Annotated in this window: 26 protein-coding genes; 11 read left to right on the top strand and 15 right to left on the bottom strand. The window is 59.6% G+C overall.

The window, feature by feature from the left end; all coding sequences use genetic code 11:
- Positions 1 to 143: 143 nt before the first annotated feature.
- The 6 genes from ACSOSP_RS02290 to ACSOSP_RS02265 all read right to left on the bottom strand — a co-directional run bounded on the left by ACSOSP_RS02290 (position 144) and on the right by ACSOSP_RS02265 (position 4,263).
- Entirely contained in the window at positions 144 to 1,532 is a 1,389-nt protein-coding gene (locus ACSOSP_RS02290; protein ID WP_455309334.1) for a replicative DNA helicase, read from the bottom strand.
- Positions 1,533 to 1,671: 139 nt separating this feature from the next.
- Positions 1,672 to 2,127, bottom strand: a complete 456-nt coding sequence (rplI, locus tag ACSOSP_RS02285) for a 50S ribosomal protein L9 (RefSeq protein ID WP_455309332.1) — start codon at positions 2,125 to 2,127, stop codon at positions 1,672 to 1,674.
- Positions 2,128 to 2,155: 28 nt separating this feature from the next.
- A complete protein-coding gene (gene rpsR / locus ACSOSP_RS02280; RefSeq protein ID WP_031359787.1) occupies positions 2,156 to 2,431 on the bottom strand; it encodes a 30S ribosomal protein S18 in 276 nt (91 codons plus the stop codon).
- 2 nt (positions 2,432 to 2,433) lie between these two features.
- The gene (gene priB / locus ACSOSP_RS02275; protein WP_031359788.1) at positions 2,434 to 2,733 is read right to left on the bottom strand and encodes a primosomal replication protein N; all 300 of its coding nucleotides are present in this window, start codon (positions 2,731 to 2,733) and stop codon (positions 2,434 to 2,436) included.
- A 43-nt stretch (positions 2,734 to 2,776) separates the two neighbouring features.
- Positions 2,777 to 3,178 (bottom strand): 30S ribosomal protein S6, encoded by a 402-nt coding sequence (rpsF, locus tag ACSOSP_RS02270; protein ID WP_165089673.1) that lies wholly within the window; start codon positions 3,176 to 3,178, stop codon positions 2,777 to 2,779.
- Positions 3,179 to 3,351: 173 nt separating this feature from the next.
- Positions 3,352 to 4,263, bottom strand: a complete 912-nt coding sequence (locus ACSOSP_RS02265) for a LysR family transcriptional regulator (protein ID WP_455309331.1) — start codon at positions 4,261 to 4,263, stop codon at positions 3,352 to 3,354.
- A gap of 155 nt (positions 4,264 to 4,418) precedes the next feature.
- Between ACSOSP_RS02265 and gcl the strand changes: the two genes are divergently transcribed.
- The 4 genes from gcl to lysM all read left to right on the top strand — a co-directional run bounded on the left by gcl (position 4,419) and on the right by lysM (position 8,712).
- The gene (gene gcl / locus ACSOSP_RS02260) at positions 4,419 to 6,194 is read left to right on the top strand and encodes a glyoxylate carboligase (protein WP_455309330.1); all 1,776 of its coding nucleotides are present in this window, start codon (positions 4,419 to 4,421) and stop codon (positions 6,192 to 6,194) included.
- A 15-nt stretch (positions 6,195 to 6,209) separates the two neighbouring features.
- Complete coding sequence (gene hyi / locus ACSOSP_RS02255) at positions 6,210 to 7,013, top strand: hydroxypyruvate isomerase (RefSeq protein WP_455309328.1); 804 nt, start codon at positions 6,210 to 6,212, stop codon at positions 7,011 to 7,013.
- 18 nt (positions 7,014 to 7,031) lie between these two features.
- The gene (gene glxR / locus ACSOSP_RS02250) at positions 7,032 to 7,913 is read left to right on the top strand and encodes a 2-hydroxy-3-oxopropionate reductase (protein WP_455309327.1); all 882 of its coding nucleotides are present in this window, start codon (positions 7,032 to 7,034) and stop codon (positions 7,911 to 7,913) included.
- A gap of 298 nt (positions 7,914 to 8,211) precedes the next feature.
- On the top strand, positions 8,212 to 8,712 hold the full coding sequence (gene lysM, locus ACSOSP_RS02245; protein ID WP_455310814.1) for a peptidoglycan-binding protein LysM: 501 nt from the start codon (positions 8,212 to 8,214) through the stop codon (positions 8,710 to 8,712).
- Between the two features lie 105 nt (positions 8,713 to 8,817).
- Here the strand turns inward: lysM and ACSOSP_RS02240 are convergent, their stop codons facing one another.
- On the bottom strand, positions 8,818 to 9,444 hold the full coding sequence (locus tag ACSOSP_RS02240) for a hypothetical protein (RefSeq protein WP_455309326.1): 627 nt from the start codon (positions 9,442 to 9,444) through the stop codon (positions 8,818 to 8,820).
- 599 nt (positions 9,445 to 10,043) lie between these two features.
- On the opposite strand from ACSOSP_RS02240, the gene ACSOSP_RS02235 reads away from it, so the two are divergent.
- Complete coding sequence (locus tag ACSOSP_RS02235; protein ID WP_455310812.1) at positions 10,044 to 10,493, top strand: N-acetyltransferase family protein; 450 nt, start codon at positions 10,044 to 10,046, stop codon at positions 10,491 to 10,493.
- A 27-nt stretch (positions 10,494 to 10,520) separates the two neighbouring features.
- Here ACSOSP_RS02235 and ACSOSP_RS02230 read toward each other — a convergent pair whose 3' ends face one another.
- The 5 genes from ACSOSP_RS02230 to cysT are packed head-to-tail and all read right to left on the bottom strand — an operon-like array spanning position 10,521 to position 15,438.
- Positions 10,521 to 11,525 carry an asparaginase gene (locus ACSOSP_RS02230; RefSeq protein WP_455309325.1) on the bottom strand — a complete coding sequence of 335 codons (1,005 nt, stop codon included), beginning with the start codon at positions 11,523 to 11,525 and terminating at the stop codon, positions 10,521 to 10,523.
- Positions 11,526 to 11,581: 56 nt separating this feature from the next.
- Positions 11,582 to 12,508, bottom strand: a complete 927-nt coding sequence (locus tag ACSOSP_RS02225; protein WP_165089637.1) for a CysB family HTH-type transcriptional regulator — start codon at positions 12,506 to 12,508, stop codon at positions 11,582 to 11,584.
- A 33-nt stretch (positions 12,509 to 12,541) separates the two neighbouring features.
- The gene (locus tag ACSOSP_RS02220) at positions 12,542 to 13,600 is read right to left on the bottom strand and encodes a sulfate/molybdate ABC transporter ATP-binding protein (RefSeq protein ID WP_031359800.1); all 1,059 of its coding nucleotides are present in this window, start codon (positions 13,598 to 13,600) and stop codon (positions 12,542 to 12,544) included.
- Positions 13,601 to 13,615: 15 nt separating this feature from the next.
- Positions 13,616 to 14,545: a sulfate ABC transporter permease subunit CysW gene (cysW, locus tag ACSOSP_RS02215; protein WP_455309323.1), complete on the bottom strand. Its 930-nt coding sequence runs from the start codon at positions 14,543 to 14,545 to the stop codon at positions 13,616 to 13,618.
- Positions 14,542 to 15,438 (bottom strand): sulfate ABC transporter permease subunit CysT, encoded by an 897-nt coding sequence (cysT, locus tag ACSOSP_RS02210; RefSeq protein ID WP_455309321.1) that lies wholly within the window; start codon positions 15,436 to 15,438, stop codon positions 14,542 to 14,544. Before cysT ends, cysW begins: the two co-directional genes overlap by 4 nt.
- Between cysT and ACSOSP_RS02205 the strand changes: the two genes are divergently transcribed.
- A complete protein-coding gene (locus ACSOSP_RS02205; RefSeq protein ID WP_455309320.1) occupies positions 15,437 to 15,571 on the top strand; it encodes a hypothetical protein in 135 nt (44 codons plus the stop codon). The two genes, cysT and ACSOSP_RS02205, sit on opposite strands and share 2 nt — an antisense overlap.
- Before the next feature lie 33 nt (positions 15,572 to 15,604).
- Here the strand turns inward: ACSOSP_RS02205 and ACSOSP_RS02200 are convergent, their stop codons facing one another.
- The gene (locus ACSOSP_RS02200) at positions 15,605 to 16,654 is read right to left on the bottom strand and encodes a sulfate ABC transporter substrate-binding protein (RefSeq protein WP_455309319.1); all 1,050 of its coding nucleotides are present in this window, start codon (positions 16,652 to 16,654) and stop codon (positions 15,605 to 15,607) included.
- A gap of 294 nt (positions 16,655 to 16,948) precedes the next feature.
- Here ACSOSP_RS02200 and lexA point away from each other — a divergent pair, with 294 nt between their 5' ends.
- The 3 genes from lexA (at position 16,949) to ACSOSP_RS02185 (ending at position 18,927) form a co-directional block, all read left to right on the top strand.
- Complete coding sequence (gene lexA / locus ACSOSP_RS02195; RefSeq protein ID WP_455309318.1) at positions 16,949 to 17,605, top strand: transcriptional repressor LexA; 657 nt, start codon at positions 16,949 to 16,951, stop codon at positions 17,603 to 17,605.
- A gap of 177 nt (positions 17,606 to 17,782) precedes the next feature.
- Positions 17,783 to 18,169: a hypothetical protein gene (locus tag ACSOSP_RS02190; protein ID WP_455309317.1), complete on the top strand. Its 387-nt coding sequence runs from the start codon at positions 17,783 to 17,785 to the stop codon at positions 18,167 to 18,169.
- Positions 18,170 to 18,306: 137 nt separating this feature from the next.
- Positions 18,307 to 18,927: a DUF2939 domain-containing protein gene (locus tag ACSOSP_RS02185; RefSeq protein WP_455309316.1), complete on the top strand. Its 621-nt coding sequence runs from the start codon at positions 18,307 to 18,309 to the stop codon at positions 18,925 to 18,927.
- Between the two features lie 109 nt (positions 18,928 to 19,036).
- Here the strand turns inward: ACSOSP_RS02185 and ACSOSP_RS02180 are convergent, their stop codons facing one another.
- A complete protein-coding gene (locus tag ACSOSP_RS02180) occupies positions 19,037 to 19,543 on the bottom strand; it encodes a universal stress protein (protein WP_455309315.1) in 507 nt (168 codons plus the stop codon).
- A 419-nt stretch (positions 19,544 to 19,962) separates the two neighbouring features.
- Between ACSOSP_RS02180 and nodI the strand changes: the two genes are divergently transcribed.
- Positions 19,963 to 20,928: a nodulation factor ABC transporter ATP-binding protein NodI gene (nodI, locus tag ACSOSP_RS02175; protein ID WP_455309313.1), complete on the top strand. Its 966-nt coding sequence runs from the start codon at positions 19,963 to 19,965 to the stop codon at positions 20,926 to 20,928.
- A gap of 60 nt (positions 20,929 to 20,988) precedes the next feature.
- A complete protein-coding gene (locus tag ACSOSP_RS02170) occupies positions 20,989 to 21,798 on the top strand; it encodes an ABC transporter permease (protein ID WP_455310811.1) in 810 nt (269 codons plus the stop codon).
- Positions 21,799 to 21,931: 133 nt separating this feature from the next.
- Here the strand turns inward: ACSOSP_RS02170 and gnd are convergent, their stop codons facing one another.
- On the bottom strand, positions 21,932 to 22,918 hold the full coding sequence (gene gnd / locus ACSOSP_RS02165; RefSeq protein WP_455309311.1) for a phosphogluconate dehydrogenase (NAD(+)-dependent, decarboxylating): 987 nt from the start codon (positions 22,916 to 22,918) through the stop codon (positions 21,932 to 21,934).
- Position 22,919: the final 1 nt, after the last annotated feature.

Genomic DNA, 22,919 nt, shown 5'->3' with positions numbered 1-22,919 from the left:
ATCTGTCGCCGAGTGCGAGAACCGCGCGCCTCGCCTCGCGTAAGAGATTCGGGAAAGCGGCTTCGGCCGACAGGCCCGCTTCTCGGCGCCCGCACCGAGGTCGAATCGCAGAACAAGTGGCGAATCAGTCTCCCGCTCAGCTTCTAGTCGCCGTAGAAATTCTGCGCACCGGCAAAATTCTCGAACTTTGTATATTGACCTTGGAACGTGAGCCGAATGGGGCCGATAGGACCATTACGCTGCTTGCCGATAATGATTTCGGCCGTGCCCTTGTCCGGGCTGTCCGGGTTGTAGACTTCGTCGCGGTAAATGAAAAGAATCACGTCCGCGTCCTGTTCGATAGCGCCGGATTCACGCAAATCGGACATGATCGGGCGTTTGTTCGGACGCTGCTCCAGCCCGCGATTCAACTGCGAAAGCGCCATCACCGGAACATCGAGTTCCTTGGCGAGACTCTTGAGCGAGCGTGAGATTTCCGAAATTTCCGTCGCACGGTTTTCACCGGCAGAACCGGAGCCTGACATCAACTGCAAATAATCCACGATGATCAGGCCCAGCTTGCCGCATTGCCGCGCCAAACGACGCGAGCGCGAGCGCAGTTCCATCGGGTTCAGACCACCCGTTTCATCGATAAAGATTTGCGCCTCGCTCATTTTCTGCACCGCGTGCGTGAGCTTTGGCCAGTCTTCGTCGGTGAGACGACCGGTACGCATCCTGTGCTGATCCAGACGGCCCACCGAGCCCAACATACGCATGGTGAGCTGCGTGCCGGGCATTTCCATGGAGAACACGGCCACTGGCAGCCCATATTCCACAGCCACGTATTCGCCGATATTCATCGAGAACGCGGTTTTACCCATCGAAGGCCGGCCCGCCACGATGATCAGTTCACCACCGTGCATGCCCGACGTCATCCGGTCCAGATCGACGAAACCTGTTGGCGTGCCGGTCACATCGCTAGGATTCGCGGTGTGATACAGCGTGTCGATACGCTCAACCACCTGCGTCAGCAACGGCCCGATCTCAAGAAAACCCTGCGTGCCGCGCGCGCCGCTTTCCGCGATCGAGAACACCTTCGCCTCGGCCTCGTCCAGCAACTGGCGCACTTCCTTGCCTTGTGGATTAAAGGCATCGGCGGAAATTTCATCGGCGACTGACACCAGGCGGCGCAACACTGCCCGATCCCGCACGATTTCCGCATACCGGCGAATATTCGCAGCGCTCGGCGTGTTCTGCGCGAGCGCGTTCAGGTACGCCAGGCCGCCCACTTCTTCGGCCTTGCCGGTATTCGTCAGCGCCTCATAGACGGTGATCACGTCGGCCGGGCGCGTAGTCGCAATCAGCTTGCCGATCGCCTCATAAATGATCCGATGGTCGTAGCGGTAGAAATCGCCGTGCGACATCACATCCGCAATGCGGTCCCATGCGGCGTTATCCAGCAGCAAGCCGCCAATGACGGACTGCTCGGCTTCGATGGAATGCGGCGGGACCTTCAGCGCATCCAGTTGGGAATCTTTCGACGGTGCGTTCATGGGGAGGAATTATCGGCGAAATGATGGAGCGAAGGGAGACGGAAAAACAAAAAAGGCGGGAACCGTTGAGGGTTCCCGCCCTTCTTTTACCGCGTTACTTTTGCATCGACGCCAGACTTAAGCCCGGCGGACGAAACACTTAAGCGTGTTCGCCGAGCACCGACACCGTCACGTCGACAACCACGTCGGTGTGCAGTGCAACCTGGACGGCGTGATCGCCAACCAGCTTCAGCGGGCCGTCGGCCAGACGCACTTGCGACTTTTCGACTTCTGCCAGGCCTTGCTTCTTCAGCGCTTCGGCGATGTCCGCGTTCGTCACCGAACCGAACAAACGACCGTCGACGCCAGCCTTTTGCGAGATTTGAACGGTCGCGCCGCTCAGCTTTTCGCCTTGAGCCGTAGCGGCTGCCAGCTTTTCAGCAGCAACCTTTTCCAGGTCAGCGCGGCGCACTTCGAATTCCGCGATTGCGTCCTTCGTTGCACGGCGGGCCTTCTTGCCCGGGATCAGGAAGTTACGTGCGTAACCGTCCTTGACACGAACGATGTCGCCCAGGTTGCCCAGGTTGACGACTTTTTCCAAAAGAATGATTTGCATTTGGCTTTTTCCTTATTGCGTCGTCTGATTAGGCCTTGTGCAGGTCGGTGTACGGCAGCAGCGCGAGAAAACGAGCGCGCTTGATAGCCGTATCGAGCTGACGTTGGTAGTGAGCCTTCGTTCCTGTCAGACGAGCCGGCGTGATCTTGCCGTTCTCACCAACGAAGTCCTTCAGCGTTTCCGTGTCCTTGTAGTCGATGGTCTCGACATTAGCCGCGGTGAAACGGCAGAACTTCTTGCGCTTGAAGAGCGGGTTTTGTTGCTGACGACGTTTGTCGAATTTCTTACCAGTCGGGCGGGGCATGTTCAGTCCTTTCCAATATCCTGCAATTCTGTGATGTGAAACACCAGGGTTCGCGCGTTGCGGCTTTTCTTCGCCATGAAGCCCGTGAAGAGCGTTTCTACGCCCATGACGAGGCCTTCCAGCTTGCCGCTCGCAGCACCGGCCGCGACCGCCGGGAGAGTCAGTTCGATTTGCCGGGCAATGCCCGCTTCGACGACTTCCGTACGGTGATGCAACGTGCAACTCGCTATGGGGACGCCGGCGGGGGTGTACCGCACCGGTTCTCGCTCCACAACGCTTGCTGTCAGTTGCAGCCGGTTCACTTGATTCCTGGTGACGCGACGACTTTAAAAGTCGCCTACTCGATTAGTTTGCCTGCGAGCTTGCGGCCGGAGCTGCATGAGCTTCAGTCGACGGCTGGCTGGCCGCCTTCTTGGCTTCTTCGCGGTGAACTTCCTTCATCATCGGCGACGGGCCGGTTTCGGCCTTCTTCAGCTTGACGATGAGGTGACGCAGCACGGCGTCGTTGAACTTGAACGCGTGTTCCAGTTCTTCGAGCGTTTCCTGGCTGCATTCGATGTTCATGCACACGTAGTGAGCCTTCGCAAGCTTCTCGATCATGTAAGCCAGCTGACGGCGGCCCCAGTCTTCGATGCGATGGATCGAACCACCGTGGCTTGTGATCGTGGTCTTGTACCGTTCGATCATGGCGGGCACTTGCTCGCTCTGATCCGGATGCACGATAAATACGATTTCGTAATGACGCATTGTTACTCCTTGAGGATATAAAGCCACCCGGGCGTCGGACCGGTGCGGCAAGAGAGAAGCCAGCGATTATAGCGAGATACGGCCGGCCACACAACTGATTTACGCATTTCGCGTATTACTTCCGCTGTGTTTTCAATGGCTTAGCGTTTGTACGTGGTTGATGGTCCGGAAAATCACCTTTCCCGGCTCCAATAATCCGGCTGAGCGTAGATTTTCTTCAAATAATCAATGAAGTAGCGCACTTTCGCCGGCACGTAGCGCTGCTGTGGATAGACCGCGAGGATGTCGTAATCGGGCAGCGCGAACTCGTCCAGGACGGTTTCCAGTTCGCCATTGGCCAGTTGCCGCTGGATTTCCCAGGTCGAGCGCCAGCCGAGCCCATGCCCTTCCGATACCCACCGGTGCAGCAATTCGCCATCGTTGCAATCCAGGTTGCCCGAGACCCGCACCGTCGCGAGTTTGCCGTTGCGACGGAAATACCAGCCGCGATTCTGGCCGCCCTGCAAATTGAACGCGAGACAGTTGTGGCGGGGCAGGTCATCGAGCGATTTTGGTTTGCCGTGCTTCTTGAAATACGCGGGCGTGCCGCAGACCACCCGGCGGTTATCGGCGAGCTTCACGGCAACGAAGTTCTGGTCCACCGCCCCGCCAATGCGGATCGACAGGTCGTAACCCTCGCGGATCAGGTCGGCTACGCGGTCGTTCAGGTTAAACGACATTTGAAGCGCCGGTTTATCGACGAGGAAAGCCGGCGCGTGCGGCGCCACGTGCATCCGGCCGAACGCCGCCGGCGCCGAGACGATCAGGTGTCCATCGACGGTGCGTTGGCCATCGGCGAGCTCGTCTTCGGCCTGATTCCAGTCCGCCAGCAGTCCGCGGCAGCGCTCCAGAAACGCCGCGCCCTCCTCGCTTACCACTAGACGGCGCGTGGAACGGTACATCAGTTTGACGCCCAGACGCTTCTCCAACGCGTCAATACGCCGTCCCAGAATCACCGGCGACACACCCTCCTCCAGCGCCGCCGCCGCCAGGCTGCCGGCCTCGGCGACTTTCACGAACGTCTCAATCTGCCTGTAGCGGTCCATTTCCCTACCTCCCTTACCCGGCCGTTCCATACTTTTTGTATCGGATCAAACGACTCTGGCTGATCTTATCAACACTCCGGCATACGCATAAAGTCCCCCTAACGACATTCCGCAATGGCGGGATGCAGCAAAACACAATGTGGATGGAGACAGTCATGACAAAAATGCGAGCAGTCGACGCGGCAGTTCTGGTGCTGGAAAAAGAAGGCATCGAAATGGCGTTCGGCGTTCCGGGCGCAGCGATCAACCCGTTCTACTCCGCCTTGCAGCGGGCCGGCAGCATCGGCCACGTGCTGGCGCGCCACGTAGAAGGCGCGTCGCATATGGCCGAAGGCTATACGCGGGCCGCGCCGGGCAATATTGGCGTGTGCATCGGCACGTCGGGGCCGGCGGGAACGGACATGATCACCGGCTTGTATTCCGCTCAGGCCGATTCCATCCCCATTCTCGCGATCACCGGCCAGGCGCCGCGCGCGCGTCTTTACAAAGAAGACTTCCAGGCCGTCGATATCGAATCGATCGCCAAGCCGGTGACCAAGTGGGCGGTAACCGTGCGTGAACCGGCGCTCGTGCCGCGCGTGTTCCAGCAGGCGTTCCACCTGATGCGCTCGGGCCGTCCGGGTCCGGTGCTGGTGGATCTGCCTATCGACGTGCAACTCGCGGAAATCGAATTCGATATCGACACCTACGAACCCCTGCCCGTCTACAAGCCGAAAGCAACGCGCGGCCAAGTCGAGAAAGCGCTGGCGATGCTGACAGCATCCGAGCGGCCGTTGATCGTTTCCGGCGGCGGCGTGCTGAACGCGGCGGCTGAAGATCTGCTGGTCGAGTTCGCAGAAATCCTGAACGTGCCGGTGATCCCCACGCTGATGAGCTGGGGCGCGATCCCCGACGATCATCCGCTGATGGCTGGCATGTGCGGTTTGCAAACGGCGCATCGCTACGGCAATGCTTCGATGCTCGCATCCGACTTCGTTTTGGGCATTGGCAATCGCTGGGCGAACCGTCACACAGGCAGTGTCGAGGTTTATACGAAGGGCCGCACGTTCGTCCACGTCGACATTGAACCGACGCAGATCGGCCGCGTGTTCGGCCCGGATCTCGGCATTGTCTCCGACGCCAAATTCGCGCTCGAATTGTTTGTCGAAGTGGCGCGTGAATGGAAGGCCGCGGGCAAGCTGAAGGATCGCGGCACGTGGGTCGGCGAGTGCCAAGAACGCAAGCGCACGCTGCATCGCAAGACGCACTTCGACAACGTGCCGATGAAGCCGCAACGCGTCTACGAAGAGATGAACAAGGTCTTCGGCCGCGACACCTGCTACGTCTCGACGATCGGTCTTTCGCAGATCGCCGGCGCGCAGTTCCTGCATGTGTACAAGGCGCGCAACTGGATCAATTGCGGTCAGGCCGGCCCGCTCGGCTGGACCATTCCGGCGGCGCTCGGTGTACGTGCTGCGGACCCGCAACGGCCAATCGTCGCGCTCTCGGGCGATTACGACTTCCAGTTCATGATCGAAGAGCTCGCTGTTGGTGCGCAATTCCGGCTGCCTTATATCCACGTGGTCGTGAATAACTCGTACCTCGGCCTGATCCGTCAGGCGCAACGCGGCTTCGAGATGGACTACTGCGTCCAGCTCGCGTTCGAGAACATCAACGCGCCCGATCTGAACGGTTATGGCGTCGATCACGTCGCGGTAGCCGAAGGTCTGGGCTGCAAGGCAGTGCGCGTCTTCAATCCGGAAGACCTCGCGCCCGCTCTTCGCAAGGCCCAGGGAATGCTCGCGGAGTTCGGCGTGCCGATCATCGTTGAAGTGATCCTCGAGCGTGTGACGAACATCGCGATGGGCACGGAGATCGATGCGATCAACGAATTCGAACCGCTCGCCGAAACCGAGCAGGACGCACCGACAGCCATTGCGCACAACGCCTGAGAGAGAACAGAAATCATGCCGAAATTTGCTGCAAACCTGACCATGCTGTTCAACGAAGTGCCGTTCCTCGACCGCTTTGCGGCGGCCTCCGATGCGGGCTTCGAAGCGGTCGAGTTCCTGTTCCCGTATCCGTATTCGGCGACTGATTTGCGTCAACGTCTGGACGCCAACAATCTCCAGCTCGTGCTGCATAACTTGCCGGCCGGAAATTGGGAAGGCGGCGAGCGTGGCATCGCGTGCCTGCCGGACCGGAAGGAGGAATTTCGTGAAGGTGTGACACGGGCGATCGAGTACGCGAAGGCGCTGAACGTGCCGCAACTGAATTGTCTCGTCGGTATTCCTTCGGCTTCGGTGAGCCGTGAGGAAGCGCGGGCGACCATTGTCGAAAATCTGACGTTCGCGGCGGCCGCGTTGAAGAAAGAAGGCATCAGGCTGCTGGTCGAGCCGTGCAATCACTTCGATATCCCCGGCTTCGCGCTGAACCGGTCACAGGAAGGACTGGACGTGATTCGCGACGTGGGTTCGGACAACCTGTTCCTGCAATACGACATCTACCACATGCAGCGCATGGAAGGCGAACTGGCGGCCACGATCAAACGCAACCTGCCGTCGATTGCGCATATTCAACTGGCAGACAATCCCGGCCGCAACGAACCAGGCACGGGCGAGATCAACTATCCGTTCCTGTTCTCGCTGCTGGACTCTATCGGCTACGACGGCTGGATCGGTTGCGAATACAAACCGCGCGGCACGACTGAAGCCGGCCTTGGCTGGTTGCAGGAAATCGCTGGCTGGAAGACTGCGCGAGCAGCGGCATAACTGGAGGAGACACACGTAATGGCAACAATCGGATTTATCGGTCTTGGCATCATGGGCGCGCACATGGCGCGCAATTTGAAGAAAGCCGGCCATGCGCTGGTGCTGAACGGCGCGTACCCCGTGCCGGACGACCTGCGTTCGCTCGGCAAGGTGGTCGCCAGCTCGACCGACGTTGCGCGAGCCAGCGAAATCGTCATCGTCATGGTGCCGGACACGCCGGACGTTGCTAACGTCCTTTTCGCCGACGATGGTGTGGCGCAAGGTCTCGAAAAGGGTCAGCTCGTTATCGACATGAGCTCCATCTCGCCGCTCGAAACACAAGCGTTTGCGAAGAAGATCAACGCGCTCGGTTGCGATTATCTCGATGCGCCGGTGTCAGGTGGCGAAGTCGGCGCCCGTGAGGCTTCGCTGACGATCATGGTCGGCGGTCCGGAAGCGGCGTTCGAACGCGCAAAGCCGCTCTTCGATGTCATGGGCAAGAACGTGACGCTCATCGGCGATAACGGCGCAGGGCAAACATGCAAGGTCGCGAACCAGATTATCGTGGCGCTGAACATTGAAGCGGTGGCCGAAGCGTTGCTGTTCGCGTCCAAATCCGGCGCGGATCCCGAGCGTGTGCGGCGTGCATTGATGGGCGGTTTTGCCGCATCGCGGATCCTGGAAGTTCATGGTGAACGCATGACGAAGCGTACGTTCAATCCGGGCTTTCGAATCGAATTGCATCAGAAGGATCTGAACCTCGCGCTGGAAAGTGCGAAGAAACTCGGTCTTGCTTTGCCGCATACAGCGAGCGCGCAGCAGTTGTTCAGCGTGTGCGTGGCGAATGGCGGACGCGAATGGGACCACTCAGGAATGGTGAAGGCGCTGGAACTGATGTCGAATCATCAGGTTACCGAATGAACTGCTTGAAAACCGGCTGACTCCTACGTATTGCGATACGCAGTGCCGGTTGCAGAAAGAGCAATAAAGCAGGGTCCGTCAAGCGGCGCCTGGTGATGACGTGGAAGCCTTGGTCGGTCAGACGTCATTGCCGGGTGTCCGCGTTGCCGGATCTTTCTTTGTTTATGTGCTCAAGAAATGCCCATCCACAAAGTATGACAACTCCATCGGTGGAATCCAAGAACTAACGCTTAGTTCTGGAGACTAAATGGCTCGGCTGTATCAAGCCGATCCACCCGGTTATTACAGGAGTTGCAACATGGGCATTCTCAGTTTCATCAAGGACGCTGGCGAAAAGTTATTCGGCGCTGTTTCAACCACCGCTAAAGCAGCGCCCGCAGGCGTCACTCCTCCCGTTGATGTCGCCGCGCTCAACAAGACGGCCGGCGATGCAATCGCGGCCTACATCCGCACGCAAGGCTTGACTGCCGACAACCTGCAAGTCAGTTTCGATGGCACGTCGCATACCGTCACGGTAAGCGGCCAGGCTGCCGATCAGGCGACGAAGGAAAAGATCCTCGTGGCAGCGGGGAATGTGCAGCATGTGGACAAGGTCGACGATCAACTCACCGTACCGACCCCGGCTCCCGTTTCGCAATTTCACACGGTGGCTTCCGGCGACAACCTCTGGAAGATCGCCGACAAGTACTACGGCAACGGCGCGAAGAACGACGTGATCTTCGAAGCCAACAAACCGATGCTCAAGAGCCCGGACAAGATCTACCCGGGACAGGTCCTGCGGATTCCCGTGCTGGCTTGAAGACGAGTTGAACGCTTGAACAAAAACGCGACCCGACGGTCGCGTTTATTGTTTCCGGGTCAACTTGTACCGCAAGATCGAATGGCCTGGATCCGCCGCGTGGCCTTATCGAATGATCCTTTGCCGAAGCGTTGCGTTCTGGACCGAGCGCCTGAAAGACAGCGTCTGGAAAAAGGCGTGTATGCCAGCCCTCAACTCGTCCGCGTGTTCGAACTCAAGGTAAGTGACCTCACATAAATCATCGAGCTCCCGAATAAGCGTCGTTTTGATCGGAGCATGCTTCCAGACAAGAAACAGGATCGGGGAGCATCTGCCCTTGAAGATGTGATAGCTGAGCTCAAAGGCGCTGCTCTCGCTCATACCAACCCTGATATTGATCATGACATCGGCTTGATCCAGCAGTTTGAGCCGATAGTCACGAAAATTCTTCGGCGTAAAAGGCAGTTGACGATCACGCTCAAACGATTCTCTGAAGGTATCCGCACTTTCAGCGCTGGTGCCGGTGAGATAGTTGAAGGGACAGCGTGAGTCATTAGCGGTGTCGATAATTTGCAGTATCTGTTCTATCAAGCGCTGCTGCGTCTGACCCGACTCGGTGAACGGTTGCCTGATGAATAGCCTGAGTGGAGTACCGCCCGCGGAAGAGTCGGGACTGTCCGTTCCCGGCGTTGCTTGAGCGAGCGACCGATGTAGGTCCTGCAGCGAATACACAGCCATGGGATGTTTCATCATCTATCCCGTCCATCTGGGTTGCGAACCGGCGATATCTTTTTTTAATTTCTAAAACTTAAATAGCATTCCGAAACAAATAAGAGCAGTAGGAAAAAACATCAAATCCTGACGAACCATAATCCGTGTCTCCGTCAGACAACCATCTCACTGTTCCGGGTGACCTCAAGAACGATTACCACCGAAAATTCTGGCTCAAGTCTAGTGCATGAATCCGCACTCTCAAAGGGAATTTCTCGACCATGTCGGTGCATTGAGATGTCGTCGTGGCAATGATTTAGTTGATTGAATTCAGAAGCTTAAATATTTGTTCGCATATCTAACAAAAAGCCATCGCTTGCGGCTTTTGATTGCATTTCCTGAAACACCCATCAATCCTCGTGTGACATACCGCCCATGATGTCCTTTCGGCATCGATATCTGAAACGCGCGAACCCACAGTTTGCCTTCCCCCTCAATTTCACTCCCGGACGCTTGCGTCGCGTGGCTCCTGGAAAACAAGCACCACTGGATCTTTTTGCTTTAGTTGAAGCGATCTATGATCTCCCACACTATTTCGCAATGTTCCAATCACATTCAGGAAACGCACGACCATGGCATCCATAACCCCTGTTGAGATCAGATCGGCGGCCGTTGCTGACTTCGATGCGTGGCTGGCGCTATGGCGCGGTTATCAGGCGTTCTACAAGACTGATATCCCCATGGACACCACGCTGCGCACATGGGTGCGAATGCTTGACCCGACAGAACCGGTATTCGCCGCGTTGGCGGTCATGGATGGCCGTGTGGTCGGGATAGTCCACTGGATCATGCATCGGTCGTGCTGGACTGCCGGCGACTATTGTTATCTGCAGGATTTATACGTGGAACCGGATATTCGCGGAGCCGGGATTGGACGCAAGCTCATCGAGCATGTCTATGCCAAGGCTGCTGAAGCGCAGTGCTCGCGCGTCTGGTGGCTAACTCATGAGACCAATACCGATGCGATGCAGTTGTATGACCGCATCGCGGACCGGTCGGGATTTGTGCAGTATCGGAAGATGCTGGGGTGATGGAAAGCTTGCGCCGGAGATCCGGCGTCAGTATGTATCGAATACGCTTTGCAAGTCTGCCAACGCAGTGCCCGCCGCCAACGCCAGCATCAGCAGCACGCGCGCCTTGTACGGGTTCAATGCATCTGCCGTGATCAAACCGAGCGCATCGTCGGGCGCAGCGCCGTTTCGCATCACGTGCCCCGCTCCCACCCTCGACGACCGAACCACCGCTACGCCTTGTTCGACGGCATCGGCAAGGGCGTGTTGCAGCGTCGAATGAATCGAGCCGTTGCCCGTCCCTGCAATCACGAGCCCTTTGACTCCCGAGGCAACGAACGCATCAATAGCAGTTCGCGACGCGCCCGCATAACTCGTCACGATCTCGACCGCGGGCAAGTCAGCGGACATCTCAAACGGGCTATGCAGCGTGTGCGGCCTCACCACTGAACGCTGGAATTCCACCTGCCCGTCCTGCACCCAGCCGAGCGCGCCGCTATCGGGTGAGCGGAAGGCATCGACGGCATAGGTGCTTGTCTTGGTCACGTCGCGGGCGCAGTGGATCTGGTTGTTGAACGCCACTAGAACGCCCTGCTTCCAGGACGTCGGGCTTGCCGCGACCGTTACCGCGTTCAGAAGATTCAGCGGACCATCGGCGGATAAAGCCGTCGCCGGCCGCATGGCTGCCGTGAGCACGACCGGCTTCTCGCTTTTAACGGTGAGATGCAGCAGGTAGGCGGTTTCCTCAAGCGTGTCCGTTCCGTGCGTGATGACGATGCCGTCAACATCATCCTGCGCCAGCAACGCATTTACTCTCGCGCAGAGCGTGGCCCACAGCGCCGGTGTCATGTCTTTGCTGTCGATGCTCGCAACCTGCTCGGCCTGAATCTGCGCGACTTGCGAGAGCGAAGGCACGGCGCCGAGCAGTTTATCGACGCCGACTACGCCGGCCGTGTAACCCGAGGTTTTGGCGGCATCGCCGGCCTCGCCAGCGATAGTCCCGCCGGTGGCCAGCACCGTGATCCGCGGCAATGAAGTGTGTGAGGAGTTCATGGCCGCCATTGTAGCGGAGCGGCGGCGGGCTGATTCTTAAGCCTTCTCTTCAGAACTTAAGCAGCTTCCCGCAATTGCGCCGCGATCTGCGCTTCGTCGAGTTGCGGCGCGAACATCTCGATCAACCTGTACGCATACGCCCGCAGGAAAGCACCCTTCCTCAGACCCACGCGCGTAGTGCTGGCTTCGAACAGATGCTGCGTGTCGAGCGCGACGAGTTCGGTATCGCGTTTTTCGTCGAAGGCCATCGCCGCCACAATCCCAATGCCCATGCCCAGTTCCACATACGTCTTGATGACGTCGGCATCGATAGCGGTCAGCACCACGTCCGGCAGCGCACCCGCTTTTGCAAACGCCTGGTCAACATGCGAGCGGCCGGTGAAATCGTGGTCGTACGTGACGATCGGATATTCGGCGATTTCATCGAGCGTGATGTTCTGGCGGCCAACCAGCGGATGCCCCTTCGGTACGACCACCGTGTGATGCCATGAGTAGCACGGGAACGTGACGATATCCGGATACCGGTCGAGCGCTTCCGTCGAGATGCCGATATCCGCCTCGCCATTGATGATCATCTGCGCGATCTGTTGCGGGCTACCCTGGCGCAGCGCGAGATGAACCTTCGGGAAGACCTCGGTGAACTGGCGGATCACCTTGGGCAGCGCATAACGCGCTTGCGTGTGCGTGGTCGCCACCACCAGGTGGCCGTTGTCCTGATCGGCGAACTGGCGCGCGACGCGGCGCAGGTTCTCGGCATCGAGCAGCATGCGCTCGATCACCTGATGCACCTCTTTGCCCGGCTCGGTCAGGCCCGTCAGACGCTTGCCGCGCCGGATGAAGATATCGACGCCGAGTTCGTCCTCGAGATCCTTGATCTGCTTCGACACACCCGACTGCGATGTGTAAAGCACGTTTGCGACTTCCGTCAGATTCATGTTCTGCCGGACGGCTTCGCGTACGAAACGCAATTGCTGGAAGTTCATGTCAGCCTCTCTTTTTTAGTAAGCTCAATACGCTCAATGCGCCGGGAACACGCGCAGAACACGCGGCACGGCGGTCACGCCGTCGCCGATATTCAGATTCAATCCACGCCAGGTTTCGCGATCCAGTTCCGCTTCCAGCACGTTGCCTTCAGCACCTTCCAGATCCACTCGCACCGAACCGCCCAGCGTCACGACACGGCGGACATCGACCACGATGCCATCGCGATGACCCGATGCCGTCGGGAACAGCGTCAAGTCGTGCGGACGAACGTAAGCGAACGCCGGACCCGCGAAATTCGCCTCGGTCGCGATGGGCTGCGCAGCGCCTTGCGCCACAAAACCGTTCGCATCCACGCTGCCCTTGAGCCGGTTCGCGGCGCCAAGGAACTCATACACAAACGATGTCTGCGGATGGTCGTAGACGTCTTGCGGACTGCCGACCTGCTCCACATGACCACGATTCAACACCACGATCCGGTCAGCGACTTCAAGCGCCTCTTCCTGATCGTGCGTGACGAAAATTGTCGATATATGCAGATCGTCGTGCAGACGCCGCAGCCAGCTACGGAGTTCCTTGCGAACCTTGGCGTCGAGCGCGCCGAACGGCTCGTCGAGCAACAGCACCTTGGGTTCGACCGCAAGCGCGCGGGCAAGCGCAATCCGCTGCCGTTGTCCACCCGACAACTCCGAGGGAAACCGTTGTGCCAACCAGTCAAGCTGCACGAGCTTAAGCAATTCATGCACTTTCTCCCGGATCACCGCTTCGGACGGCCGCTCCTTGCGCGGTTTCACGCGCAGGCCGAACGCCACGTTCTCGAACACGGTCATGTGACGGAACAGCGCGTAATGCTGGAACACGAAACCGACCTGCCGCTCGCGCGCGCCGACAGCCGCCACGTCCTCGCCGTTCAGCACGACCGAACCGGCGTCCGCGTATTCCAGCCCCGCGATCACGCGCAGCAGCGTGGTCTTGCCACAACCCGACGGCCCGAGCAGCGCGACCAGTTCGCCCGACGGGAAGTCGAGCGAGACGTTATCCAGCGCGACGAAATCGCCGAAGCGCTTCTGCAAATTGCGAACGATGATGCTCATGGTGATTTTCGCCTTCTAGTTCTGGATTGACGCGACCGGCATATCGGCGGGTCTTGCCTGCACTGCTTCAATCGATTGCGACATGCGGCGCTCCGCAAGCAGCTTCAGGCCGAGCGTGACGAGTGCGAGCAGTGCAAGCAGCGACGCCACCGCGAACGCCGCCGAAAAGTTGTATTCGTTGTAGAGGATTTCCACATGCAGCGGCATGGTGTCGGTTTGTCCGCGAATATGGCCCGATACCACCGATACCGCACCGAACTCGCCCATCGCCCGTGCGTTGCAGAGAATCACGCCGTACAGCAAACCCCACTTCACGTTCGGCAGGGTCACGCGGCGGAAGATCTGCCAGCCTGACGCGCCGAGCACGTGTGCGGCTTCTTCCTCGTCGTTGCCTTGCGCCTGCATCAGCGGGATCAGTTCGCGTGCGACAAACGGGAACGTGACGAAGATGGTGGCAAGCACAATGCCGGGCACCGCGAAGATGATCTGCACGTTGTGGTCGATAAGCCAGGGACCGAACCAGCCTTGCGCGCCGAACATCAGCACATAGATCAGGCCCGAGACGACCGGCGAAACCGAAAACGGTAAATCGATGAGCGTCGTGAGGAAGGCTTTGCCGCGGAATTCGAACTTCGCGATCGACCAGGACGCCGTCAACCCGAACACCACGTTCAACGGCACGGCGATGGCGGCGACGATCAGCGTGAGCTTGATGGCCGACCACGCGTCGGGGTCTTGCAGCGAATTGAAGTAATAGTCGACGCCCTTGGCGAACGCCTGCGCAAACACGGCAACGAGCGGCACGACGAGAAACAGCGCCAGGAAAATCAGCGCGATTGTCGTCAACACCCAGCGCACGGCACGGGGTTCTGTAACCGGATCGAGCCTGTGCTCGGTCACACGGGCAGCGGTGTCATCTACCGTTTTCTGGTTGACGGTGCTCATGCTTTCGCCCCATCAATATGCAGTGCGCCGGCCGAAGCGGGCGCGGGTCCGGCGCCGCTTCGGCTCGTGCGCCGTTGCAGGAACCACTGCAGCGTGTTGATCAGCAGCAGCATCAGGAACGACACGCACAGCATCACCACGGCGATCGCAGTCGCCCCGGCGTAGTCGTATTGTTCGAGCTTCGTGATGATCAGCAGCGACGTGATTTCGGACTTCATCGGCACATTGCCCGCGATGAAAATGACGGAGCCGTATTCGCCCAACGCACGCGCGAACGCGAGCGCAAAACCGGTCAGGATCGCGGGAAACAGCGACGGCAGCACCACGCGGCGAAATGTCAGCCAGCGCGTGGCGCCAAGGCACGCAGCCGCTTCTTCCTGCTCGCGCTCGAAATCTTCCAGCACGGGCTGCACGGTACGCACCACGAACGGCAAGCCGATGAACGTCAGCGCCACGAGCACGCCCAACGGCGTGAACGCCACCTTGATGCCGAGCGGCGCGAGAAACTGGCCGATCCAGCCATTGGGCGCATACACCGCGGCAAGCGCGATGCCGGCAACAGAAGTCGGCAATGCAAACGGCAGATCGACGACGGCGTCCACCACGCGCTTGAACGGGAAGGTGTAGCGCACGAGCACCCACGCGACCAGGAAGCCGAACACGGCATTGATCAGCGCGCCACCGAGAGCCGCGGTAAACGTCAGCCGATACGACGCCATCACGCGCGGCGAGGTGACCGCGCGCACGAACGTCGCCCAGTCGAGCGTGGCCGTCTTGGCAAACGTCGCGGCAAGCGGAATCAGCACCACGAGGCTCAAATACGCCACCGTGATGCCGAGCGTCAGGCCGAAGCCCGGCAGTGCGCTGGGCTTGCGGAAAGTGAAGGTCGTCATGCGTGAATCATCCAGTTCCGGCGCGCCGCGGGGACGGCGCTTCGGGGTCGAGCATCGGGTTGGTTTCAAGGCCGTCTATGCGGCCGTAGTGTTATTTCAGCTTCTTTACGACGACAGCATCGCGAGCGCGTGAGCGCCGGCGATGCTGCCCTTCAAGCCGCCACGCTTACTGCGGCTGATAGATCGAATCGAACACGCCTCCATCGGCGAAATGCGTCTTTTGCGCCTTGGTCCAGCCACCAAAGGAGTCATCGATGGTGTAAAGCTTGATCTTCGGAAACTGCTTCGTCAGCGCAGCGGGAACTGCCGTGGAACGCGGCCGATAGAAGTTACGCGCCGCGATCTCCTGACCTTCCTCGCTATACAGATACTTGAGGTACGCCTCAGCCAGCTTGCGCGTGCCATGACGATCAACCACCTTGTCGACAACCGCCACTGGCGGCTCAGCCAAAATGCTCACCGACGGCACCACGATTTCGAACTTGTCCGAGCCAAATTCCTTCAGCGACAGGAACGCCTCGTTTTCCCACGCGATCAGCACGTCGCCCTGCCCGCGCTGCACAAAGCTGGTGGTGGCTCCCCGAGCGCCGGAATCCAGCACGCCGGCGTTTTTGTAGAGCTTGGTCACGAAGTCCTTGGCGGTCGTCTCGTTGCCTCCCGGCAGATGTTCTGCATACGCCCAGGCCGCGAGGTAGTTCCAGCGCGCGCCGCCCGACGTCTTCGGATTAGGCGTCACGATGGACACACCCGGCTTGAGCAGGTCCGGCCAGTCCTTGATCTGCTTCGGGTTACCTTTCCGCACGAGGAACACGATCGTCGATGTGTACGGCGACGCGTTGTCCGGCAAGCGCTTCTGCCAGTCCTGGGCAACGAGGCCCTTGGCTGCGAGCGCATCGATGTCGTAGGCGAGCGCCAGCGTCACCACATCCGCCTGCAAGCCGTCGAGAACCGAGCGCGCCTGACCGCCGGAGCCGCCATGCGATTGCTTGAACGTGACGGTTTCACCCGTTTCAGCCTTCCATTTCTTGCCGAAAGCCTGATTGAAGTCTTGGTACAACTCACGCGTCGGGTCGTACGACACGTTCAGGAACGACGTGTCGGCATGCGCCATCGAGACCGTTCCCGCAATCATCCCGGTCGCCGACGCTGCCCCGATCACCGCCGTGGCAAACAGCTTCCGTGCACGTGCGCCCCACCCCGAATTCCGACTCAGCATTGCCCCGTTCCCCGTCTTATGTGTTTGAGCAGCCGAGTCTATCGACGAGCTTTCATTATTAAAAATAATTGTTATTCATTCTTTTAGATCAAAAAGTGCTAATGAAGGCTGGAAGCGGCGTTGCGGCCATCAAACGGGCGTTGGAGCACCCTGTTTTCGGGTGCTGTGTGGTTCTGACGACGTCGAACTTAAAGTAAAGCTTGAAATGCGCCGAATACTGTATAAAACTACAGGCATCTGTTCATCCATACAGTGGACGACCGGCCATAAAAGGGGCAACCGCACGTGACCAAATTGAGCAAACTGACTGCGCGGCAGCAAGAAGTTTTCGAACTGATCCAGCGCGCGATCGAACGCACGGGGTTTCCGCCCACGCGCGCCGAGATCGCGGCCGAACTTGGTTTTAGCTCCGCCAACTCCGCCGAAGAGCATCTCCGGGCGCTGGCGCGTAAAGGGGTGATCGAACTGGCCGCGGGTTCATCGCGCGGCATTCGCCTGCTGACCAATGGCGGCCTTGAAGACGCGCCTCATCAGTTCACGTTGCCACACGCCAGCATCATGCAACTGTCCTTGCCGCTGGTCGGGCGCGTGGCGGCCGGTAGCCCGATCCTCGCGCAGGAACACATCTCCCAGCATTACGCCTGCGACCCGGCGTTGTTCTCCAGCAAACCGGACTATCTGTTGAAAGTGCGCGGGCTTTCCATGCGCGACGCAGGCATCTTCGACGGTGACTTGCTCGCCGTGCAAAAAAAAAACGAGGCGAAGGACGGGCAGATCGTGGTGGCGCGACTCGGTGACGACGTCACGGTCAAACGCTGGAAACGTCATCCAGATGGCGTTGAACTGATTGCGGAAAATCCTGATTACGAGAACATCTTCGTAGCGTCAGGCAGTGAAGACTTTGCGTTGGAAGGTATTGCGGTCGGGTTGATTCGTTCCGGCGAGCTTTGATTTCTGTTTTGATTTCTGATTGGTAGCGCGGCGGCGGGTGTTTCGGGAGTTTTCTGTCATTCCGCCCCAGCCGCGCTGCGCTTGAATTCCTGCCCTATAAAGCGTGACGGACATCGCATCCGCGATGAACCGGCGCGCGCCCTATTGTCATCAGTGATCGGTTATCGGAGAAACATCATGGAACGATTCGCCCGGCTGTTTTCTGCTTCTTTCTTATCTGCATCGTTCGCGCCGACAGCACGCGCGCCCCTTTCGTTTCGGCAATTCCGCGAGTTCGGCCGTTTGCGGCATCTGCGCTCGCTGATCTCCTGCAAGACGCAAAAGCCGGCTGACACCCCGGACCTCTTCGACGAACTGCCCGTCCTGCCCTCGCGGCAGCCGGCGTTCGCCCGGGTATCGCTGAGTGCATCGGTGCATACGCAGGCCGAGCAGCGTGCGCCGGTTCGGGTTTATCGCGGAGAGTCGCGGGTCATCATGGTCGGTAATATCGAAGCGGTGTCGCGCATGATCGACCGCTGCATCGACGACGAGCGTGCAGGTGTAGAAAGCGGATTGCTCGCCTGAGTTTAAAAACGATTTACAGCGATAAACGCAGGGATAATTCTGACGCCGTAGCGGTCCATCTGAGAGTTGAGTCGTCTTTGACCTCAACGCTCGCATTCGAGCCGCATCAACCTCTCAGTTAAAAGGCGCCTTAGCGTATGTCCCGCACCAGCAGATCCATTGTCATTGCGTTGTTGGTAGTTGTCATCGTCGCGGTACTCGGTGTGATCTATGCGTCGCCGTATATCGCGCTCGATCGGTTGAAACGCGCCGCCGACGCGCGTGACGCTCAAACCGTCAATCAGTATGTCGATTTTCCTCTGCTGCGTGGAAGCCTGAAGGATCAGGTCGGGCAGTTGCTGACCCGAAGGATCGATATACAGAAGAGCGGCAATCCGTTAGCAATGATCGGCGCCATGATTGGCGCGGCGTTGATCGGCCCGCTGGTCGATTCGTATGCAACGCCCGACGGCGTGGCGGCAATTCTCAATGGCATACCGCCAAAGGGTGATCCGGGCGAGAAACCGCCGGTTGCGCCCGAGTCGAGCGGCGCTGTGGTGGCAGTTCCCGGAACCGCGCCGGCGCAGCCGCCTGCGCCTGCCGTCGCTTCACCGTCCGCACCGAAACCGCCGCCCCAAACCACGGCGGGGTATCGAAGCTTCGATACTTTCGCGGTGAATTACCAGCATGGAACCGGCGATGCGCGCTATTCAGCCATTCTCAGGCGCTACGGGTTGTTCTCGTGGAAACTGGTCGCAGTGGAGTTGAATAACGACTAGGCGATCGGGATCGGCTCTACCGCAACAACACGGGCCTGTGCACCGAGTTGTTGCGGGCTGAGAGCGGCACCGGCTTGGCCGCCTGCTGCTCTCAGCGCGCCCTCACGCATCAAACACTAGCCTCGGCTTTCACAGGCTTCGCTGCATGCGCGGCGTCTTCCTGCTCCGCCGATGTGCCCGTCGGTGACACCGCCACCAAAATGCTGCAGGACACCCGATCCATCAGCGGCGTGTTGCCCGAGCCCATCCACCAGCGCGCCAAGCCCGTGCGGCACCGATGCCCCACCACCACCAGATCCACCTGCAAGCTCTGGGCGAGCCCGGCAATTTCATCGATAGGATGGCCGAACGCAAAGTGTCCCTGCGCCGGAACGCCCCGCTCCGTCAGCCATTCCACGCCTTCACGCAGGATGTCGCGGGCGGCGTCTTCGAAACGGCCGCACGCCATATCGGTGAGAAGCCCGGCGCTTTGGGCGATGCTGGAACGCATGTCGACAACGGCGAGCACATGCGTTTCGGCTTTCAGGTCGAGCGCCAGATTCGCGCCGTCACGTAACGCCTTGCGCCCTTCGCGAGAGCCGTCGTAACACAACAGGATTTTTCGATAGCTCGCCATGGTGGTTCTCCGCGCTGCACAAAAGCAGCAAAGGGCATCAAAAAAACGGTCGTCATAGTCTTGCAGATTCTGCCCCGTGAGCCGGGCGGGCGACAAAACCCGGGCCGCGTTGCCTTCATGATGGTGCGTCGCTGAAACGGTGGCAACGATGGAAAACGCTAATGCGGCCGGCTTGCTCGCGAAACGCCAAGCGGACACCGTGCCAGGTACGTGAATCCCTTGCTGGACGGGCCTTCCGGTCATTGATTCAAACTTCTCGAAGGAGTCCGGCGACCGCGAAATAGCCCGCGTGCGCGGCCGCAGTGCACTTCAAACAGAGGGACGCGCCTCGTTGGTGCAATCGATTAAACTAGTTAGCTTGTCTTGAGACCCGACTCCAGACCCGCTACCGACCCAATACCTGAGCCCTGAGTTTGCGCATGTCAGATGCAGCAGTGTTACCCGGCGATACGACCCGCACGAGCGCCGTCGGGCCGAAGCCGGCGATCGAATTTATCGACGTCGAAAAGCATTACGGTGACAAGACGGTCGTCAACGGCCTGTCTTTTCACGTCCAACCCGGCGAGTGTTTCGGCCTGCTCGGCCCCAACGGCGCCGGTAAAACGACCACGCTCAAAATGCTGCTTGGCCTGACTGCGCCGGATGCGGGCACGATCTGTCTCGTCGACGAACCTATTCCGTCACGCGCCCGCTACGCCCGTCGCCGAGTCGGTGTCGTGCCGCAATTCGACAACCTCGATCCCGACTTCACCGTCCGCGAAAACCTGCTCGTGTTCGGCCGGTATTTCGGCATGAGCGGCAGCGAGATTGAAGCCGTGGTGCCGTCGCTGCTCGAATTCGCGCGGCTGGAAAGCAAGGCGAACGCGCGGGTCGGCGAGTTGTCGGGCGGAATGAAGCGGCGGCTGACATTGGCGCGTGCGCTCGTCAACGATCCCGACGTGCTGGTCATGGACGAACCCACCACCGGACTCGATCCGCAAGCGCGGCATCTGATCTGGGAACGGCTGCGCTCGCTGCTCGCGCGCGGCAAGACAATCCTGCTCACCACGCATTTCATGGAGGAGGCCGAACGGCTTTGCGACCGGCTGTGCGTGATCGAGGAAGGACGCAAGGTGGCCGAAGGCAAGCCTGACGACCTGATCCAGCGGGTCATCGGCTGCGACGTGATCGAGATCTATGGTCCCGATCCGCAAGCCCTTCGTGAAGAACTCCTGCCGTTCGTCGGCCGCATGGAGATCAGCGGTGAGACGCTGTTTTGTTACGTCGATGACCCCGCGCCCGTGCATCAGCGAGTCAAGGGACGGCCTGGCGTGCGTTATCTGCACCGGCCAGCGAATCTTGAAGATGTGTTTTTGCGCCTGACCGGGCGCGAGATGGTGGACTGATCGATGTCGAGCGAACCGAATGTGAATACCGCTGAATCCCTTGCGTCGGCTGCGCGAACAATGCGCACCGCGCGCAGGCCTCAACGCGAACCGCTCCTGAGCGCAATGCCGGCGAACGCATCGAACTGGATGTCGGTCTGGCGGCGCAATTACCTCGTCTGGAAAAAGCTTGCCATTGCGTCGATGTTCGGCAACCTCGCCGACCCAATGATCTATCTGTTTGGCCTGGGTCTTGGGCTCGGCCTGATGGTCGGCCACGTGGACGGTGTGTCGTACATCGCGTTTCTCGCGGCGGGGACGGTGGCGTCGAGCGTGATGATGTCGGCGAGTTTCGAGTCCATGTACTCCGGCTTCTCGCGCATGCATGTGCAGCGCACGTGGGAGGCGATCATGCATACGCCGCTCACGTTGGGCGATATCGTGCTCGCGGAAATTGTGTGGGCGGCGAGCAAATCGGTGCTGTCGGGTGTGGCGATCATGCTGGTAGCCGGCGTGCTCGGCTACGCCAGTTTCCCGAGCATGCTGTATGCGTTGCCCGTGATTGTCCTGACCGGTTTGGCGTTCGCAAGCACCGCGATGATCGTGACTGCCGTGGCGCCGAGTTACGACTTCTTTATGTTCTATCAGACGCTCGCGCTCACGCCCATGTTGCTGCTTTCCGGCGTGTTTTTCCCACTGACGCAGTTACCGGCGGTGGCGCAAAACGTCTCGCTGTTGTTGCCGTTGTCGCACGCCGTCGCGCTGATCCGGCCCGCGATGCTCGACCGGCCGGCGGAACATGTGGTGCTGCATGTGGCCGTGCTCGCGGCGTATGCCATCGTGCCGTTTTTTATATGTGCGGTGCTGTTCCGTCGACGGATGATGCGTTGAGCGGTTGACTGAGAATGTAAGACCACTCGACGCCGTTGAACTCAAAAAAACCCGTTTCAACGTGAGTTGAAACGGGTTTTTTAACGTGCTCCAATCCGTTCGCCGCTGCGGAAAAGTCAGCGGCGAAATCAGCTCACTTCAATCCCGGACTAAACTCCTTATGCCCGCCAAACCCGAACCGCATTGCCGATAGCATCCGGTCCGCGAACGAATTATCTTCGCGCGACCGGAACCGCGCATACAGCGCCGCCGACAAGACTTGCGCCGGCACCGCTTCCTCGAGCGCCGCCTCGATCGTCCAGCGCCCTTCGCCGCTATCGGCAACCTCAGTGGAGTATTTATCGAGCGTGCTGTTACCGGCCAACGCACCCGCGGTCAGATCCAGCAGCCACGACGACACCACGCTGCCGCGCCGCCACACTTCGGCAACATCGGCTATATCCAGATCGTAGCGTTGCGCCTCGGGCAACTCCGTGGACGACTTGTGCTTCAGGATGTCGAACCCTTCCGCGTACGCCTGCATCAAGCCGTACTCGATGCCGTTATGCACCATCTTCACGAAATGGCCCGCCCCGACCGGTCCCACGTGCATGTAGCCGTTTTCAACGCGTGTGTCGCGGCCTTCGCGATTCGGCGTGGCGGGAATATCGCCGCGTCCGGGCGCCAGCACCGACAGAATCGGATCGTGCCGCTGCACTACGTCCTTCTCCCCGCCGATCATCATGCAATAGCCGCGCTCCAATCCCCACACGCCGCCGGACGTGCCTACATCGACGAAATGGATGCCCTTTTCTTTCAGCTTCGCCGCGTGGGTGATGTCGTCCTTGTAGAAGCTGTTGCCGCCGTCGATGACCGTGTCGCCCGCTTCCAGGATCTCGTAGAGATCGTTCAGCGTGTCTTCGGTGATCTTGCCTGCCGGCAACATCAGCCAGACCGAGCGCGGCGCGGCAAGCTTCTTCACGAGATCGCCCAGGTCGCTCGATCCGGTCGCGCCGTCAGCCACGACCGCCTGCGTCGCTTCGGGCGCGTGGTCGTACACCACGCACGTCTGCCCGCCGCGCATCAGCCGGCGTGCAATGTTCGCGCCCATACGGCCTAGTCCCACGATTCCAATCTGCATG

Source organism: Caballeronia sp. KNU42 (assembly GCF_053760385.1).
This window is presented reverse-complemented; position numbering and strand designations above follow the sequence as displayed.